Consider the following 17,945-nt stretch of genomic DNA (forward strand, 5'->3'; position numbering starts at 1 on the left):
GCCGCCAGCGTTCGTCCTGAGCCAGGATCAAACTCTCCAATAAAGTTTGTTACTGGTTCAAAGCTGGCAAATCATTTAATGATAGACTCATCAACGCTTTCGCTGTTCAGTTTTCAAAGAGCATTTTTTGTCGAACGTTTTACATCTTATCACGTTCGTTGTTTACGAGTCAAGAACTTTTTTATCGAAAGTTGTTATCTTTTCTCGTGTTTTGTCGTCGTTCTTGGCGACAAGGAATAATCTATCACATTTAAAATACGAAATCAATAGCTAATTTTAAAAGTTTTATCTTCCAGTCGAATTTTGACACCTCTGCTGTCGACTCCATCAGCGCTGCCCCGAAGGTAAACAAAGGAGCCGCTCCCCTGAAAACAGCGGGGAACGGCTCCTTTTCACTTAATCGGCCAAAGCAAACTCTTCACGCAAAAGCCCCATTACAATCGTATCGTAATACTGCCCGTTCACGTACTCGTTTTGGCGGAGCCGCCCTTCGACGACAAATCCGCATTTCTCATAAGCGCGAATCGCCCGCGTGTTGCCGCTCCATGTATCCAACTGCACCCGCTTCAGATTCAAGCGTAGAAAAAGAAAGCGCAGCAAAACTTTCAGCGTGTCCGTGCCATATCCTTTGCTCCAGTACTCTTTAGCCAAAATCGCGATGCCAATGGTCGCCGTACGCGTAACCGGATTCACATCCCGATAGTCGCAATTGCCAATATGCACGCCATCAAGCGTATAGATCGAGAAAACAGCACGGTTGTACTTGTCATCCAATCGAGCCGTCCGCACGTTTTCCTCATACATCGTGCGAAGGGAATCAAGCGAAATATTGCTGTACACGACCATTGATGAGCCAGCAGCCAAGGTCGCCGCTTCTTCGTCATTACGCCACAGATACAGCCTCTCCATATCCTCCGCCACAACAGGGCACAGTTCCACTACCGTTCCTTTGAGCAATTTGTTTCCTGCCTTTCCATTGGTGATTGGCCAATCGATCATCGGTTTTGTCGAGTTTCATGATTCCTTTTTTCATGGACACCACACCTTTCAAAAGACAGATACTGGAATCATAACAAAAAACCACTCTACTGTACACAGAGTGGTTTTCTCGCAAGCAACACCAGCGCCTCACCGCCGCCTTTGCAACTCAGTCAGCACATCATCCAGCGGCAGCTTCTGCTCCCGCAGCAGGACAAGCAGGTGGAAAATCAAGTCGGAAGCCTCGTAGCGCAGTTCTTCGTGGCTGCGATTTTTCGCGGCGATAATCACCTCGGCGGCCTCTTCCCCGACTTTTTTCAAAATCTTGTCGACGCCTTTCTCGAACAAATAGGTCGTGTACGAGCCTTCCGGGCGCTCGGCCTCGCGAGCAGCGATCAACGCTTCCAGTTCGCCCAGAATCGCAAATCGGTCGACTGTCGCGCTCGTCACGGCTGTGACGGCTTTCTCGCTGCCCTCTGCTGTCTCCCGCTCCTGTCCCCCTGCCAAAAGCTCCCCGGCAAAACAGCTATAGGCACCTGTATGGCAGGCTGGTCCATTCGGCACGACTTGCACGACGAGCGCATCCCCGTCGCAATCCACCTGAATGGAAACAATCCGCTGTGTATTCCCGGACGTCGCCCCTTTGTGCCACAGCTCCTGTCTCGAGCGGCTCCAAAACCACGTTTCTTTCGTCTCAAGCGAACGCTGCAACGACTCCTCGTTCATATAGGCAAGCGTCAAAACAGCCTTGCTCACCGCATCCTGTACAATGACAGGAATCAGTCCTTTTTCGTCAAAGCGCACGTTTTCTGCTGTAAGAAGCTCTACTGTCATGGCCGCACGACAACTCCTTTGGTCTGGAGATACTCTTTCACCGAGTGAATGGACGTCTCATCGTAATGGAAAATAGAAGCTGCCAGAGCGGCATCTGCCCGCCCCGCTGTCAGCACGTCGTAAAAGTCTTCCTTCGAGCCTGCCCCACCAGAAGCAATCACCGGAATGTTTACCGCTTCCGAGACGCGTCTGGTCAATTCGATCCCAAAGCCCTTTTTCTCGCCGTCATCATCCATGCTGGTCAAAAGAATTTCGCCTGCTCCCAGCGCTTCCACTTCTTGCGCCCAGCTAACGACATCTTTGCCGGCAGCGTTGCGTCCGCCGTGCGTGTACACTTCCCAGCGCCCTTCCCCTACCGACCTGGCGTCAATCGCGACTACGATGCACTGGGAGCCGAACACATTCGCCCCCTCGCGAACAAGCTCGGGACGAAGCACAGCGGCTGTGTTCAGCGAAATTTTGTCCGCTCCGGCGCGCAAAATCCGCTTCATGTCCTCCACGCTGTTGATGCCGCCGCCAACGGTAAACGGAATCGTAATGTTGGCCGCCGTCCGCTCGATGACATCCACCATCGTCTTGCGCCCTTCGTGGGAGGCGGAAATATCCAGGAACACCAGCTCGTCCGCACGCTCTTCACTGTACTTCTTCGCCAGCTCGACCGGATCTCCGGCGTCGCGCAGCCCCACAAACTGGACTCCTTTTACAACCCGCCCGTCTTTGACATCGAGACACGGGATGATTCTTTTAGCCAACATCCTGCTCACGTCCCTCCATGCGAGTCAGCGCTTCTTCCAGCGTGAAAGCGTCCGTGTAAAGAGCTTTTCCGACAATCGCGCCGGACACTCCGTCTGCTGCATGCCCTGCCAAAACGAGCAGGTCATCAAGCCGACTCACGCCTCCAGAGGCAATGACCGACTTGCCTGTCGCTATCGCGAGTGCTGCGATTTCCTCGACATTCGGCCCTGTCATCGTGCCGTCGCGGGCAATATCGGTATAAATAAACGTTTCCGCGCCGTATGCCACCAGCCGCTTTGCCAGCTCTGTCGCCGCGACGTCCGTTGTCTCCAGCCAGCCGCGCGTAGCGACCAGGCCATTGCGGCAGTCGAGTCCAATCGCGATTTTGTCGCCGTACGCCTGCAAAATGCGTTTCGTAAAAGGCTCGTCTTCAATCGCGGCGGTGCCGACAATCACCCGCGCCACGCCTGCATCCAAATAGTCCTTGATCTGCGCTTCCGTCCGAATGCCGCCGCCAACCTGCACGGGGACGGACACTGTGCGGGCGATTTCCTTGATGATGGACGCATTGGCCGGCTTTCCTTCCTTGGCCCCGTCCAGATCAACGAGGTGCACCCACTCGGCCCCCTGCTCTACCCAACGCTTTGCCATGGCAACAGGCGAATCCGCATACACCGTCTCTTGGGCGTAATCCCCTTGAAACAGCCGCACACATTTTCCGCCGCGAATATCAATAGCTGGATAAATGATAAAACTCACGCCAAAACCCCCTCGCATTGAACGGCAAAATTGCGCAGCAGCCGCATTCCCGTCTCTCCGCTCTTTTCCGGATGGAACTGCATCCCGTACACCTGGCCACGTCCGACAATCGCCGTGACCTCCTGATGATAGTCGCTCGTCGCCAGCAGCACATCCGGCTTGCACAGCACATGGTAAGAGTGAACAAAATAAACGTACTCGCCTTCGCGCACTCCCTCCAGAAGCGGATGCTCCCGCCGGAGACGCAACTGGTTCCAGCCCATGTGCGGCACTTTGTAGTCGCCGCAAAAACGGACCGCTTCACCGCGAATCAGGCCGAGTCCGGTGTTTTCCCCGTGCTCCTCGCTTTTGTCAAACAAAAGCTGCATCCCCAGGCAAATGCCCAAGATCGGCCGTTCGGAAGCGACGTATGCGTCAATCGCCCGATCCAGGCCCAGCTCCCTGATGTTTGCAATCGCGTCGCCAAAAGCGCCTACCCCCGGCAAAATCAGCCCGCTGTACTCCTGCAGCCGATCAGGCGCAGAAACGAACTCATACGAATAGCCGAGCCGCTCCAAAGCCTTGCTCAAGCTGTACAAATTGCCCATGCCGTAATCAATGATGCCTATCATCCTACAAAACCCCTTTGGTAGACGGGACCCCTTTTACACGCGGATCGATCGTCGTCGCTTCGTCCAGAGCACGGCCCAGCGCTTTGAAAATAGCCTCGATCATGTGGTGCGTATTGTGGCCGTAGTGCAAGATCACATGCAGATTGATCCGCGCTTCGAGCGCCAGCTTCCACAGAAATTCATGCACAAGCTCAGTCGGAAACTGGCCGACCATGTTCGTAGGATAAGCGGCCCGATACTCCAGATGCGGCCGGTTGCTAATGTCGATCACAACCTGCGCCAGCGCGTCATCCATCGGAACAAAGGCGTTTCCGTAGCGCTTGATTCCTTTTTTGTCGCCCAGTGCCTCGCGGATGCAATGCCCGAGACAGATGCCGATGTCCTCTACCGTGTGGTGGTAGTCGATTTCGATGTCTCCTTTTGCTTTTACCGTCAGATCAAAATGCCCGTGCCGGGTGAACAAGTCAAGCATGTGGTCCAAAAAAGGCACTCCCGACTCCTGCTTGCTTTCGCCTGCTCCATCTACGCCAAAAGAAAGGGCGATCTGCGTCTCATTTGTATTGCGCTCAATAGCTGCTGTGCGGATTGTACGATCACTCATCACTGGTCACACTCCTGCTTCTCGCGATCAAAGTCGCGCAGTCTCTCGGTTATGGCGCGTCCATGCCCCGCCAGCCCTTCCTGCTCGGCCAGGGTCACGATTTTTGGCCCGTTTTTCACCAGGTCATCCTTGCTGTAAGAGATGACACTGGATTTTTTGATAAAGTCATCCACCGACAGCGGCGAGGAAAAACGCGCCGTGCCGTTAGTCGGAATCACATGGTTGGTTCCGGCAAAATAATCGCCGACAGGCTCTGAGCTGTACGGCCCGAGGAAAATCGCCCCGGCGTTTTGCACCTTGCCCAACTGTGCGAAAGGCTCTGCAATCATGATCTCCAAATGCTCGGGAGCGATCCGGTTGATGACGGCGAACCCTTCGTCCAAATTTTCCACGAGCAAAATCGCCCCGTAATCCCGAATCGCCGCTGCAGCAATCGACTGGCGCGGCAGTTCGGCAAGCTGCCGCTCTACCTCCAGCGCCACCTGCTCGGCCAACTCCCGCGAAGGCGTGACCAAAATCGCGGCCGACATCGGATCATGCTCCGCCTGCGACAGCAAATCGGCAGCGACATAACGCGCATTGGCGGTGTCATCAGCCAGCACGGCAATTTCGCTTGGCCCGGCTACCATGTCAATGCTGACCAGCCCGAACACCTCGCGCTTTGCCAATGCGACAAAAATATTGCCCGGCCCGACGATCTTGTCTACCGCCTTGATCTGTTCCGTGCCATAGGTGAGCGCCGCGATGGCTTGCGCTCCGCCCACTTTGTAAATCTCCGTCACCCCCGCGATCTGCGCCGCTACGAGAATCGCCGGATTGACCTTGCCGTCCGCTCCCGGCGGGGTAGTGATGACCACCTCGGGGACGCCTGCGATTTTGGCCGGGATCGCGTTCATCAGGACGCTGGAAGGATAGGCGGCCGTGCCCCCTGGCACATACAGTCCCGCGCGCTGCAAAGGGCGAATCAACTGTCCCAGCATCGTGCCGCTCTCCTTCGTCACAAACCACGACTGGCGCACCTGGCGGCTATGGTAATCGCGTATGTTTTCCGCCGCCTCCTGTAAAGCCGCTTTGACCTGCGGAGAGACTTGCTCGCTCGCTTCGGCAAACTCCGCTGCGCTCACCCGAAACGTCTCCAGCCGCACCCGGTCAAACCTCTCTGTATATTCCCGCAAAGCTTCGTCTTTTCGCTCCCGAACAGCGGCGAGAATGGCCCTGACGGCTTCCTGCTGCTCTCTCGTCCCCGACTCCACCGACCGCTTTCCGTCAAACTGACTCGCTTCCATAATCCGCATGGTCCTTCTCCCCCTCCTTCTCTCTATTTTCTGCCTGGAATAACCTCCAGAAACTTTCCGGCAATATCATCGACCGCTTCGCTTTTCATCCGGTAGCTCGCGCGGTTGGCAATCAGCCGCGTCGTAATCTCGCAAATATGTTCCAGCTCCACCAGGCCATTTTCTTTTAACGTCCGGCCGGTAGAGACGATATCCACAATCCTGTCCGCAAGCCCGATCATCGGCGCCAGCTCCACCGAGCCGTTCAGCTTGATGACCTCCACCTGCTGCCCCTGCTCGCGAAAATAGCGGGAAGCGATCTTCGGATATTTGGTCGCCACTCTCGGCGCTTCTGTCGGCTTCCAGTCCGGCAATCCGGCGACCATCATCCGGCAGTAGCCGATCTGCAGGTCCAACAGCTCGTAGACATCCCGTTCTTCTTCGAGCAAAACGTCCTTGCCGACCACGCCTACGTCTGCAACTCCGTATTCCACATAAGTCGGGACATCGGTAGGCTTTGCCAAAATAAATTCGAGCCTGGCATTTTCCACCGGGATGACCAGCTTGCGTGAATCCTGCAGTTCAGCCGTTACCTCCAGACCCGCCTGCTGCAAAAAGTGCACAGCCTCTTCAAAAATTCGCCCTTTGGGCATGGCAATCGTCAGCTTTTGCTCATTTGCGAAAAACGCCATCTCCTACTCCTCCTGTTCCGTCATGCAGATCACCTTGCTGTAGCCTTGCCCGCTCTCTGCCGCTATCTCCGCTTTTCCCGTTACGAGCCGGGTCACGACCACCTGGAAGTCCGCGCGCAACTGCTGCGCCTTTGCCAATGCTTCCGGCCGCCGATCTTCTGTATAAAGCAGCAAAATGCGTTCTGGCGCTTGACCTCGCAGCGACGGCGTGACCGTCAGCAGCCGATCCATTTTGATCGCAAACCCGGTGGCAGGTGCAGAGCGCCCGAACTGGGCCAAAAGCTGATCGTAACGCCCGCCGCCCAACAGCGGAGAGCCGAGATCGGCGGCGTAGCCTTCAAAGACAACGCCTGTATAGTAGTTCAGATTGATAATCAGATTGAAGTCCAACAGCAAATCCTCGGTAACCCCGTATGCCTCCAGCGATTCCCACAAGGAAGCAATCGTTTCTACCGCCCGCCCTGCTTTTCCGTCACCCGCAAGCTCCCGCGCCTCCGCGATTTTGCTTTTTCCGCCGCGCAAACGAAGCAAGGCGTCCAGCCGTTTTTTCCCCGCAGAGCCAATCGCAACCGTCTCCAGCAATTGGCGGAAGCCGACAAAATCGCGCTCGTGCAAATACTGGCGGAATTGCTGGCGCACATCCGCTTCGGCGACCACGTCCTCCAGCAGCCCGTCTACAAAATCGACGTGCCCGATCGCGATTCGGAACGTCTCCACGCCTGCCGCCCGCAAACAAAAAACTGCCAGCGCGATCGCCTCCGCATCCGCATCCACAGAGCCGTCGCCAATCAGCTCGATCCCCGTCTGGAAAAACTCCGCATTTCGGCCAGCTTCCTTCTCCTGGGCGCGAAACACGTTGGCCTGATAAAACAGGCGGATCGGCAGCGGTACATCTTTATATAAAGAAGAAACAACGCGAGCGATTGGCGTCGTCATGTCCGGCCGCAGCACAACGGTATGCCCCTGTTTATCCAACAGGCGAAACATTCGATCTGTCAGCGTTGCGCTCGCCATTCCCACGGTATCGTAATACTCCAGCGACGGTGTGGAAATTTCCTCGTACCCCCACCGTTCGATACAATGCCGCAGCGCCCGCTCCAAATGCCGTTGCTTCGCCAGTGATTCCGGTAATATGTCCCGCATCCCCAGCGGTTTTTCAAATCCCAACGGCTTCGCCATCGTCATTCCCTCCATTGTTCCGTTTCGCTTTACTCTGCTAATATGGTAACAAACTAAAGTGTTATGATGAAGATTACCACGAAGACCGCTCACGGTCAACGGAGATAAGAATAGTCGAAAAATTCTTGATTATAGGTTATAGGCGCCCCGAACAACGCTTGCAAGCACCTCTCATTTACAATGGCTTCATCAGCAGCCCCGCCTCTGCAAGCCAATAAAAAAGAGCCCGCCAAAACGGACTCCGTTCCTTTATTCTTTCTTTCTCCCGCAAAAGCCTGACCAGCGGCGCGCGAGCCTATTTTTCCTCAAGCCCTCCCGGCCGAATCACTTGCATCGGGTTGCCGCCGACAAAAGACCCGGGCGCCACGTCCTTGTGGACCACCGTTCCCGCAGCCACGATCGCCCCGTCCCCAATCGTCACCCCCGGCAAAATCGTCGAGTTGGCTCCAATCAGCACCCTGTCACCAATGCGCACTTCTCCCAGCCGGTATTCCTCCACGAGATACTCGTGGGCGAGAATGGTCGTATTGTAGCCAATTACACTGTTTTTGCCGATTTTTATCAACTCCGGAAACATCGTGTCCATCATGACCATCAGCGCCACTGCCGTTTCCTGCCCGACCTCCATCCGCAAAAAGGTGCGGTACATCCAGTTTTTCCATGACGGAAAAGGCGTGTAGCGGGCAAGCTGGATGACGATGAAGTTTTTCATGACTTTCCAGAAGCTGACCGTGCGGTACATTTGCCAGAGCGGGTTTGGCCCCTGGACCGGATAACGTGTTGTCTTCCTCATGCGCCACTCTCCGTCCTACAAGTCTGAATCGGCATCTTCCAGAATGGCGTTCGACTGCTTGCGCGAGAAATGCATCGCCGCATTGTAGCCCATCCGCTTCAGGCGGAAGTTCATCGCTGCCACTTCGATGATGACGGCCAGATTTCGCCCTGGTCGCACGGGTACGGTAATGATCGGGATGTCCGTGTCCATGATTTTCAGCGTCTCTTCGTCCAGTCCAAGCCGCTCATACATTTTGTGCGGTTCCCACAGCTCCAGTTGCACGACCATCTCAATATTTTTCACGTTGCGGACAGCCCCTGCTCCGAACATGGTCATGACATTGATGATCCCCACGCCGCGAATCTCCAGCAAATGCTGGATCAGCTCAGGTGCGCTGCCGCTTAGCTGGCCTGCCTGCGTCTGGCGAATTTCGACAGCATCATCCGCCACCAGCCGATGCCCGCGTTTGACCAGTTCCAAAGCGGCTTCGCTTTTCCCGATTCCGCTCGATCCCATAATCAGGACGCCGACCCCGTAAATATCCGTCAGTACGCCATGAATCGTGGTAGTAGGCGCCAGGCGGTTCTCCAGGAAGTTGGTCATTTTGCCCACCAAGGTCGTCGTCGCCAAAGGCGATTGCAGCACAGGCACGCCCCAGTTGTTCGAGGCCTCGATCATTTCCTCCGGGACAGGCTGGTTGCGCGTCACACAAAAACACGGCGTCTGCCCCTGCATCAAAAAATTCATGCGCTCCAATCGCTCATCCCTGTTCAGCGTCTGGAAAAAGTTGATTTCCGTCAAGCCAAACAGTTGAATCCGTTCCTCGGCGTAGTAGGAGTAGTAGCCTGCAAGCTGCAAGCCCGGACGGCTCAAATCCGTCACCGTAATCTCGCGCCCCAGCCCCTCTTCTCCGCTTAAAATCGTCATATTGAAATGATCCACAAGGTGGCTCACATTTGTCTTGCGCATGAAAGCTTCCCCCTTATCTGGGATATCCGTCCCCGGTTGTGTGCCTCTATTGTATCGAAACCGTCTTGCCTCCGACAACCTTTGCCTCTCGCCCCCCAACTTGCCTAAGCTTGCAATTTGTCGTATCATTTACATTTTTCGCGTTATTTCATAAGATATAAAATGAGGTTGGTATCAGGCGAAATCTGGTTAAAGTGCAAATATAGACTGCTTTACTCCGAATGTCGGACAAAAAGAGGAGGCAACACCTTGGATTTTTTACTTCGCTTCTTACTCGTAGACATACCCGAAGCCTTCTTGCTACTGACGATTAGTTTGGCTTTATTCAACCTGTCGGTGTTCGAACAGAAGAAACAAGCCATTCTATTTAGCCTGCTATTTGCACTAACAGGCGAGCTGCTAACTTTGCTGGAAGTGCTTTATCAACCGAAAGTGATATTGATGTTTTTATGCATGACTGCGTACCTGATCCTGTTATATCGGTTTAACATTCTCAAATCGGTATTTATGGGAACGATCGCACTGGTCGTCATGATTCTTGCCGAATCAATTATTCTCGCCATTTTTAACAGTCAGCAGTTATTCCTGGAAGAAATATTGTCTACTACGATGCTAGCAGTGTTTGCCCGTTTATTTTATCTAGGCGTATTTCTAACCATCGCTATCGTATTGCGAACAACCAAATTTGACATTCATCAGCTATTTCAGCACAACCGTTTAAATCGTTACTTGTTCCTGTTAATTCTTCTGGGAAGCGTCGAGTTTTTGCTCATTCTATTTATGAACACGTCGTTTTTTCTGAGAGAGAACAACTCGGCCATTCTTGCGCTGTATACTCCGCAGTTTCAAATGTTCTTTCAGTTAGCCATTTTGGCTTTGTTCATCGTGATTGTGGTTTTGTTCCGGATTTATCTTAATTTGACGATCAATCGTGTAGAAGAAGAAACCGGAACGCCTTATTTGAACACCATTCAGGATCTCTTTACCGCCGTTCGCTCCATCAAGCACGATTCTTTGAACCATTACACAGCAATCAATGGATTCTTGAAAAAAGAACTGCATAGCCACGCCAAAGAATACGTAGAGCAACTGTTAAAGGAAACGGTCCTGATTGAAAGATCCGCTGATTCCAGTTCGCAAGTATTGGAGCGTATCAAAAATCCTGCCGTTGCTTCCTTGCTGCAATCCAAAATGGTAGTTTGTCTGGCTGAGCGTATCTCGCTCACGTTGGAAATCAAGGAGATCAGCCAGTTCTCGCACTACAAAACATATGATTTAATCAAAATCTTGGGCAATCTGCTGGACAACGCCATACGTGCAACCTCTTACGAACTGGAGGAAAATCGCTACATACGCCTTGAATGGGGACAAACAGAAAACGAGCACTTCCTGTATATCGAAAATAGCGGTCCGACAATCCCGGAATGTCAACTTCAGGAAATCTTCCAAATGGGCTATACCACGAAGAAAAATGGAGAAGGCGGACTTGGACTAGCCATCGTCAAAAACGTGGCGGAACGCTACAACGGCAACATTCAAGTCAAATCTGCCGATGGTATCACCAGTTTTTTCATTTCTTTTGCAAACCGCTAGCAGGGAGGCAACCGAATGACCTGGACAGAAAAATTGTCAGGAAAAATTGCCCGGTCGATTAAGACAGAAGATTCGCCATACACCGTGGGACAATTGGCGCATGGAATTGAACTCTTTTTGCTAAATGTCATCAATCTTTTCTTCATCGTACTCGTTTCTGCGGTATTCAACTTATTAGGAGAAGTCTTCCCTCTCCTTTGTTTCTTTTTTCTACTCCGTTTTTTCACGGGCGGCGTTCATTTTAAAAATCCATGGTCCTGTCTAGTAGCGACACTCCTGCTCTTACTTATTGGCGGTGCTATTATCAAGTATGTTTCTCTGGCTTCTGTTGCTGTCATGCCGCTCCTCATCCTTCTCGTTGCAGGGGCAGGAACATTTATCAATTATACATACGCTCCAGCTAAACATACATACATGCCAGACAACCCAACTGTCCAGAAAAAGCATCGAAAAATCGCTATTCTACTGATAGTTATTGGTTGCATTCTCTCACTTTTCTTGGTAAGATATTCCTATAAGCTACCTATGACTTACATACTAGCAATTATCTATCAGTCTCTGCTTCTCATGCCTGTTTCGTTTCGCTTTGTATCTTTCCTAGAAAAAACATTTTCGAGAGGATGATACCCATGAAGAAAGTGCTTTCCACTGTTTGCAGTTTCTTTGGCGCCCTGTCTGTTTTGAGCGTCGCAGGTGTTATGAAAGTCGGTTTCTTGTACGAACCACTCCCGCCTCACATGCGAAACGAAGAGAAATCTAACAATCAAGCATAATCCCGCCACAATAGCAAACCCGCGAACTCTCCCGAAAGAGTCCGCGGGTTTTTTTTGATGCTTTCTACCTTTTCTCTTTTTTCATGCCGACAACCATTTCGATCAACCAGCCAAAAATACTCATCAGCGCGGCAGCCACGATGACGATGCCGATATTGTCCGGCCACGGTCCCACTTCGAATCCGTCAATGAAGTAGGCTGTCAGGGCAAACGTCACAGCGTTGATGACAAACCAGAAAAGCCCCAACGTCAGGATCGTCAGCGGCAAAGTAAAAAACATCAGCACCGGACGAATCAACGTGTTCACGACACCCAAAATCAGAATGGCCCACAATGCCACGGTGAAATTCGCAACATAAATGGACGCAAACCATTTGCTAATGAAAAGCAAGGCAGCTCCGTTCAGGAGCATTTTGATTATCCAGCGGATCATCCTCATTCCTCCTTCCGCCAGTTTCCCCAGCGTCTACTGGAGTCCTTTCACTTCCCGCTCCCACTGCGCAAAAAAGCGGACCATGAACGCGTGCCGTTCCTGCGCAATCGCTTGGGCCGTTTTGGTGAACAGCCTGTCTTTGATGCGCTGCAGCTTCCAGTCATACTCCTTGAGCGGAGTATGCTGCTGCGGGTCGTCGGATTGGATAGGCCCTCCAATAACCCCAGTATAAGCAAAAACTCTGGCAACTCCAATAGCGCCAATTGAATCGAGCTTGTCCGCATCGAACAAGATTTTTTCTTCCAGGGTTACAGGCGGACGCTCCTTGCGAAAGCGATGGGCGAGGATCACGGACTGTACCCGCGCGATCCGTTCTTCTTCCATGCCGCGCTCCCGCAGCCATTTTCCTGCCATTCGCGCGCTGATTTCCGCGTGACACTCCCCGGTCTGCCGCTCCTCCGCTCTCCCGACATCGTGCAGCAAAGCAGCGAGGCGCAGCACCTGCATGTCCGCCCCTTCCTCGCCGCCGATCCGCTCGCACATCGCCAGCACGCGCAAATTATGCTGCCAATCGTGTGCAGGGTCTTGACCGTCAAAGCATTTTTTCGCTTCCTCCACCAGATCGGCTGGGAGGGCCGCCAGCGCTTTTGCCACGTATTCCATGTTCTTCTCCCCCGTCTCTTGCCAGCATGAGCATGGCATGGCGCAGCCTCGCCACGCTTTTAGCGGTTCCCTTTTTCTTGCCCGGCTTGTTTTGTACAGAAAAAGACGCCCCCCTGCTTTTGCCAGGGAGGCCATCTTTGTTTACTTCGATACCAACTGTTCCAGCTTGGCCATGGTTCTCGCTCTATCTCTTTCCAAAATCGGCTTCAAGTACGTTCCCGTGTACGAGCCTTCCAATTGCGCCACTTCTTCCGGCGTACCTGTGCCGACAATCTGTCCGCCGCGGGTACCGCCTTCTGGCCCCAAATCGACGATGTAATCGACCGTTTTGATGACATCCAGATTGTGCTCGATGACGAGTACTGTGTCGCCGTTTTCCACCAGGCGCTGCAACACCTTGAGCAGACGGTCGATGTCATCCGTATGCAAGCCTGTTGTCGGCTCATCCAAAATGTACAGCGTGCGCCCTGTGCTGCGGCGATACAGCTCGGAGGCCAGCTTGACGCGCTGCGCTTCCCCGCCGGAGAGAGTCGTTGCAGGCTGTCCCAGCTTCATGTAGCCAAGGCCGACGTCCACAATCGTTTGCAGCTTGCGCTCGATCTTCGGCAGATTGCGGAAAAACTCCACCGCATCCTCAATCGTCATTTCCAGCACGTCAGCGATGCTCTTGCCCTTGTATTTTACATCGAGCGTCTCCCGGTTGTAGCGCTTGCCGTGGCACACCTCGCAAGGCACGTACACGTCCGGCAAAAAGTGCATCTCGATTTTGATAATCCCGTCGCCGCTGCACGCCTCACAGCGCCCGCCTTTGACGTTGAAGCTGAAGCGGCCTTTTTTGTAACCGCGCACCTTCGCTTCGTTCGTCGAGGCAAACAGATCGCGAATGTCGTCAAAGACGCCTGTGTACGTCGCCGGATTGGAGCGCGGCGTCCGGCCAATTGGGGATTGGTCGATATCAATGACTTTGTCCAGATGCTCCAGTCCCACGATGCGGCGGTGTTCGCCCGGCTTTACTTTGGCGCCGTTCAGATCGCGCGACAGCGCCTTTTGCAAAATCTCGTTGATGAGCGTACTTTTCCCGGAGCCTGATACACCTGTCACAGCGACGAACAATCCCAGCGGAATTTTCGCTGTGACGTTTTTCAGGTTGTTTTCCTTCGCGCCCTCGATTTTGATCCATTTGTCTGTAGGCTTTCTGCGCTCCAGCGGGACCGGAATGAACTTGCGACCGCTCAAATAGGCGCCTGTGAGCGAGTTTTCATCCTTCATCACTTCTTCCGGCGTGCCCGCAGACACTACCTGGCCACCGTGAATACCCGCACCAGGCCCGATGTCGATAATGTAGTCGCAAGCCATCATCGTATCTTCGTCATGCTCGACGACGATCAGCGTGTTCCCCAGCTTGGTCATATGCTCCAGGGTCTTAATCAGGCGGGCGTTATCCCGCTGGTGCAGACCGATGCTCGGCTCGTCGAGGATGTAGAGGACGCCCATCAGGCTGGAGCCGATCTGGGTAGCCAGCCTGATCCGCTGCGCCTCGCCCCCGGACAATGTCCCGGCCGCCCGGCTCAGAGTCAAGTAATCCAGCCCGACGTCGATCAAAAAGTTGAGCCGTGCCTTGATTTCCTTCACGATCAGGTTGGCAATCTTCGCTTCCCGCTCGGTCAACTCCAGTTCATTAATGAACTGGTGTGCATCGAGAATCGACAGCGTCGTCAGCTCGGAAATGCTGCGCTCTCCAACCTTCACAGCGAGGCTCTCCTGACGCAAACGGTGCCCTTTGCAGACAGGGCAAGGTTTTTGGCTCATGAAGCCTTCGATTTGCTCGCGAATGTAGTCCGAGCTGGTTTCCAGATGACGGCGTTGCAGATTCGGAATGACGCCTTCAAACGGCACAACCGCTTCCCTGACTTGCCCGAACTCATTTTCATAGCGGAACTGGATTTTCTCCCCTTCGCTGCCGTACATCAAAATCTGCACTTGCTCCGGGGGCAGCTCCTCGTATGGAATGTCCATGCGAATGTTAAAGTGGCGGCAAGCCGATTCCAGCAACTGCTGATAGTAAGTCGACGACTTCGGCTCCCAGGCGCCAATCGCGCCGTCATGCAACGTCTTGGTCGCATCCGGAACGACCATGTCCGGGTCTACCTCCAGCTTTACGCCCAAACCGTCGCACTCCGGGCACGCGCCAAACGGACTGTTGAAAGAGAAAATTCGCGGCTCCAGCTCGCCGATGGAAAATCCGCAAATCGGGCAGGCGTGCTTCTCGCTGAACAACAGCTCCTCCTGCTCCATCACGTCGACGATCACCTTGCCGTCCGCGAGGCGCAAAGCCGTCTCCAAAGAGTCCGCGAGGCGCGACTGCACATCCGGCTTCACGACGACGCGGTCCACCACGACTTCGATGTTGTGCTTTTTGTTTTTTTCCAGCTTGATGTCCTCGGACAAATCGGTAATTTCGCCGTTCACACGCACGCGCACGAAGCCCTGCTTGCGAATGTCCTCCAGCAGCTTGACGTGCTCTCCCTTGCGCCCCTGTACCATGGGCGCGAGGATTTGCATTCTCGTGCGCTCCGGGTACTCCATCAGGCGATCTACCATCTGCTCGATCGTCTGGGACTGAATTTCGATGCCGTGCTCGGGACAGATCGCTCTGCCCACACGCGCATACAAAAGACGCAAATAGTCGTAGATTTCCGTCACCGTACCGACTGTGGAGCGCGGGTTGCGGCTCGTCGTCTTCTGGTCGATGGAAATAGCGGGCGACAGCCCTTCAATCGAATCCACATCCGGCTTGTCCATCTGCCCGAGGAACTGGCGGGCATAGGCAGAGAGAGACTCCACGTAGCGCCGCTGTCCCTCTGCGTAAATCGTGTCAAAAGCAAGGGAAGACTTTCCCGAGCCGGACAAACCCGTCAATACGACGAATTTGTCCCTCGGAATCACTACATCAATGTTTTTCAGATTGTGGGCACGCGCGCCCTTGACGACAATATGTTCCAATGGCATGAAAAAACCTCTCCTTAGAGTTCCGCCTTCAGCTCCAGAATCAAATCACGCAGTTCGGCCGCACGCTCGAACATGAGGTTGCGCGCCGCTTCCTTCATTTCTTCTTCCATGCGTTCGATGACAGCCAGTCGATCTTTCTTCGGCATCTTCTTGAAATCGGCGTGTGGCAAATAGTCCGCTTTTTCCTCGGCCACCTTTGTCGCCTCAATCACTTCGCGCACAGCTTTTTTCACCGTCTGCGGGGTGATGCCGTGCTTCTCGTTGTAGGCGAGCTGGATGGCGCGGCGGCGCTCCGTCTCGCGAATCGCCGAGTTCATCGAGTCCGTCATCTTGTCCGCGTACATAATCACGCGCCCTTCGGCGTTCCGGGCTGCCCGCCCGATCGTCTGGATCAGGGAGCGCTCGTTGCGCAGGAAGCCTTCCTTGTCGGCGTCCAAAATAGCGACAAGCGAAACCTCGGGCAAGTCCAGACCTTCCCGCAACAGGTTGATCCCGATCAGCACGTCAAATTCGCCCAATCGCAAGGAACGCAAAATCTGCATCCGTTCGATCGTCTTGATGTCGGAGTGCAAGTAGCGGACCTTGATCCCGATTTCTTTCAAGTAATCGGTCAGGTCCTCCGACATTTTTTTCGTCAATGTCGTGACGAGGACGCGTTCGTTTTTGGCAATCGTAGCCTGGATTTCCCCGATGAGATCGTCAATTTGCCCTTTGATCGGGCGCACCGAGATCGTCGGGTCGACCAGTCCTGTCGGGCGAATGACCTGCTGCACCAGTTCCGGGCAGTGCTCCAGCTCATACGGGCCGGGCGTTGCCGAGATGTATATCGCCTGGTTGATTTTTTGCTCAAACTCCTCGAATCGCAGCGGGCGGTTATCCTTCGCAGACGGCAGGCGGAATCCATGCTCGACCAGTACGTTCTTGCGCGCCTGGTCGCCGTTGTACATCCCCCGCACCTGCGGCAAGGTCATGTGCGACTCGTCAATCAACAGCAGGTAGTCCTCTGGAAAGTAATCCATCAGCGTGTACGGAGCGTGCCCTGCCGGAAGCCCCGTCAGATGGCGCGAGTAGTTTTCGATCCCGGAGCAAAAGCCCATCTCCAGCATCATCTCAATATCGTAGCGCGTCCGCTGCTCCAGCCGCTGCGCTTCCAGCAGCTTCCCGGCTGCGCGCAGCTCTGCCAGCCGCTCTTCCAGCTCCGCCTCGATGCTTTGGACGGCCAGCTTCATTTTTTCTTCGCGGGTGACATAGTGGGACGCAGGGAAAATCGCTACGTGGTCGCGCTGCCCTAAAATCTCTCCGGTCAGCACGTCAATGGAGGTGATCCGCTCAATTTCGTCTCCGAAAAACTCCACGCGAATCGCCTGCTCGCTCTGTGACGCCGGAAAAATCTCCACGACGTCTCCGCGCACCCGGAAGGTCCCCCGCGTAAAGTTGATGTCGTTGCGCGTGTACTGGATGTCGACCAGCCGATGCAAAATCTCGTCTCGTCCTTTTTCCATGCCGACGCGCAGCGACAGCAGCAGCTCCTTGTATTCTTCCGGCGAACCCAAGCCGTAGATGCACGATACCGACGCCACAATAATGACGTCGCGCCGCTCAAACAGGGCACTGGTCGCCGAGTGACGCAGCTTGTCGATCTCGTCGTTGATGCTGGAGTCTTTTTCAATAAACGTATCCGATTGGGGAATGTACGCTTCCGGCTGGTAGTAGTCGTAGTAGCTGACGAAGTATTCCACCGCGTTATTCGGGAAAAACTCCTTGAACTCTGCGCATAGCTGGGCAGCCAATGTCTTGTTGTGCGCCATCACCAGTGTCGGCTTGTTCACCTGGGCAATCACCTGGGCGGCCGTATAGGTTTTTCCCGTACCAGTGGCCCCGAGCAACGTCTGGTGCCGCTTGCCTGCCTGGAGCCCCGCTACCAGTTCGGCGATCGCGGTCGGCTGGTCACCGGACGGTTGATACTCCGATACCAATTCAAAACGGTCCATTCCCTCGTTCATCTCCTCGTTGCATAACTGTTTCTATTTCCATTATAACACAATTCCGGCTATGATAAGCCGAAAT

The 17,945-nt window shown here is 54.0% G+C and carries 18 protein-coding genes; 3 read left to right on the plus strand and 15 right to left on the minus strand.

All coding sequences use genetic code 11. The features are described from left to right. Window positions 1–240 (plus strand): hypothetical protein (locus AC3WQH_RS17110; protein WP_492332170.1); only part of this gene is annotated, 240 nt, incomplete at its 5' end. 156 nt (window positions 241–396) lie between these two features. Here the strand turns inward: AC3WQH_RS17110 and AC3WQH_RS17115 are convergent. From AC3WQH_RS17115 to hprK, 11 genes are all read right to left on the minus strand, one after another. Further along, complete coding sequence (locus AC3WQH_RS17115; protein ID WP_005829925.1) at window positions 397–999, minus strand: GNAT family N-acetyltransferase; 603 nt, start codon at window positions 997–999, stop codon at window positions 397–399. A 129-nt stretch (window positions 1,000–1,128) separates the two neighbouring features. Next, on the minus strand, window positions 1,129–1,812 hold the full coding sequence (hisIE, locus tag AC3WQH_RS17120; RefSeq protein WP_005829923.1) for a bifunctional phosphoribosyl-AMP cyclohydrolase/phosphoribosyl-ATP diphosphatase HisIE: 684 nt from the start codon (window positions 1,810–1,812) through the stop codon (window positions 1,129–1,131). Beyond that, complete coding sequence (gene hisF, locus AC3WQH_RS17125; protein ID WP_007777911.1) at window positions 1,809–2,567, minus strand: imidazole glycerol phosphate synthase subunit HisF; 759 nt, start codon at window positions 2,565–2,567, stop codon at window positions 1,809–1,811. The genes hisIE and hisF overlap by 4 nt, the downstream gene beginning before the upstream one ends. After that, window positions 2,557–3,306 (minus strand): 1-(5-phosphoribosyl)-5-[(5-phosphoribosylamino)methylideneamino]imidazole-4-carboxamide isomerase, encoded by a 750-nt coding sequence (hisA, locus tag AC3WQH_RS17130; protein ID WP_005829919.1) that lies wholly within the window; start codon window positions 3,304–3,306, stop codon window positions 2,557–2,559. Before hisA ends, hisF begins: the two co-directional genes overlap by 11 nt. Further along, window positions 3,303–3,917, minus strand: coding sequence for an imidazole glycerol phosphate synthase subunit HisH (gene hisH / locus AC3WQH_RS17135; RefSeq protein WP_005829917.1), 615 nt, complete (start codon window positions 3,915–3,917; stop codon window positions 3,303–3,305). Before hisH ends, hisA begins: the two co-directional genes overlap by 4 nt. A gap of 1 nt (window position 3,918) precedes the next feature. Continuing rightward, a complete protein-coding gene (gene hisB / locus AC3WQH_RS17140; RefSeq protein WP_007777917.1) occupies window positions 3,919–4,518 on the minus strand; it encodes an imidazoleglycerol-phosphate dehydratase HisB in 600 nt (199 codons plus the stop codon). Next, window positions 4,518–5,813 (minus strand): histidinol dehydrogenase, encoded by a 1,296-nt coding sequence (hisD, locus tag AC3WQH_RS17145; protein WP_005829915.1) that lies wholly within the window; start codon window positions 5,811–5,813, stop codon window positions 4,518–4,520. Before hisD ends, hisB begins: the two co-directional genes overlap by 1 nt. A gap of 23 nt (window positions 5,814–5,836) precedes the next feature. Further along, window positions 5,837–6,484, minus strand: a complete 648-nt coding sequence (gene hisG, locus AC3WQH_RS17150) for an ATP phosphoribosyltransferase (RefSeq protein ID WP_005829913.1) — start codon at window positions 6,482–6,484, stop codon at window positions 5,837–5,839. Window positions 6,485–6,487: 3 nt separating this feature from the next. After that, window positions 6,488–7,663, minus strand: a complete 1,176-nt coding sequence (locus tag AC3WQH_RS17155) for an ATP phosphoribosyltransferase regulatory subunit (protein ID WP_492332171.1) — start codon at window positions 7,661–7,663, stop codon at window positions 6,488–6,490. 295 nt (window positions 7,664–7,958) lie between these two features. Beyond that, the gene (locus AC3WQH_RS17160) at window positions 7,959–8,456 is read right to left on the minus strand and encodes an acyltransferase (protein WP_007777925.1); all 498 of its coding nucleotides are present in this window, start codon (window positions 8,454–8,456) and stop codon (window positions 7,959–7,961) included. A gap of 15 nt (window positions 8,457–8,471) precedes the next feature. Next, a complete protein-coding gene (gene hprK / locus AC3WQH_RS17165; RefSeq protein WP_005829909.1) occupies window positions 8,472–9,407 on the minus strand; it encodes an HPr(Ser) kinase/phosphatase in 936 nt (311 codons plus the stop codon). Window positions 9,408–9,656: 249 nt separating this feature from the next. On the opposite strand from hprK, the gene AC3WQH_RS17170 reads away from it, so the two are divergent. Then, complete coding sequence (locus tag AC3WQH_RS17170) at window positions 9,657–11,000, plus strand: sensor histidine kinase (protein WP_492332172.1); 1,344 nt, start codon at window positions 9,657–9,659, stop codon at window positions 10,998–11,000. A 15-nt stretch (window positions 11,001–11,015) separates the two neighbouring features. Beyond that, window positions 11,016–11,624 carry an accessory gene regulator ArgB-like protein gene (locus AC3WQH_RS17175; protein WP_005829905.1) on the plus strand — a complete coding sequence of 203 codons (609 nt, stop codon included), beginning with the start codon at window positions 11,016–11,018 and terminating at the stop codon, window positions 11,622–11,624. 213 nt (window positions 11,625–11,837) lie between these two features. Here the strand turns inward: AC3WQH_RS17175 and AC3WQH_RS17180 are convergent, their stop codons facing one another. The 4 genes from AC3WQH_RS17180 to uvrB all read right to left on the minus strand — a co-directional run bounded on the left by AC3WQH_RS17180 (window position 11,838) and on the right by uvrB (window position 17,869). Then, entirely contained in the window at window positions 11,838–12,206 is a 369-nt protein-coding gene (locus tag AC3WQH_RS17180) for a phage holin family protein (protein WP_005829904.1), read from the minus strand. 33 nt (window positions 12,207–12,239) lie between these two features. Then, the gene (locus AC3WQH_RS17185; RefSeq protein ID WP_492332173.1) at window positions 12,240–12,869 is read right to left on the minus strand and encodes an HD domain-containing protein; all 630 of its coding nucleotides are present in this window, start codon (window positions 12,867–12,869) and stop codon (window positions 12,240–12,242) included. Window positions 12,870–13,010: 141 nt separating this feature from the next. Further along, window positions 13,011–15,878: an excinuclease ABC subunit UvrA gene (gene uvrA / locus AC3WQH_RS17190; protein ID WP_122952591.1), complete on the minus strand. Its 2,868-nt coding sequence runs from the start codon at window positions 15,876–15,878 to the stop codon at window positions 13,011–13,013. A 14-nt stretch (window positions 15,879–15,892) separates the two neighbouring features. Further along, complete coding sequence (gene uvrB / locus AC3WQH_RS17195) at window positions 15,893–17,869, minus strand: excinuclease ABC subunit UvrB (RefSeq protein ID WP_005829898.1); 1,977 nt, start codon at window positions 17,867–17,869, stop codon at window positions 15,893–15,895. Window positions 17,870–17,945 lie beyond the last annotated feature (76 nt).

It is taken from the genome of Brevibacillus sp. FW301-21C12A, assembly GCF_058788915.1.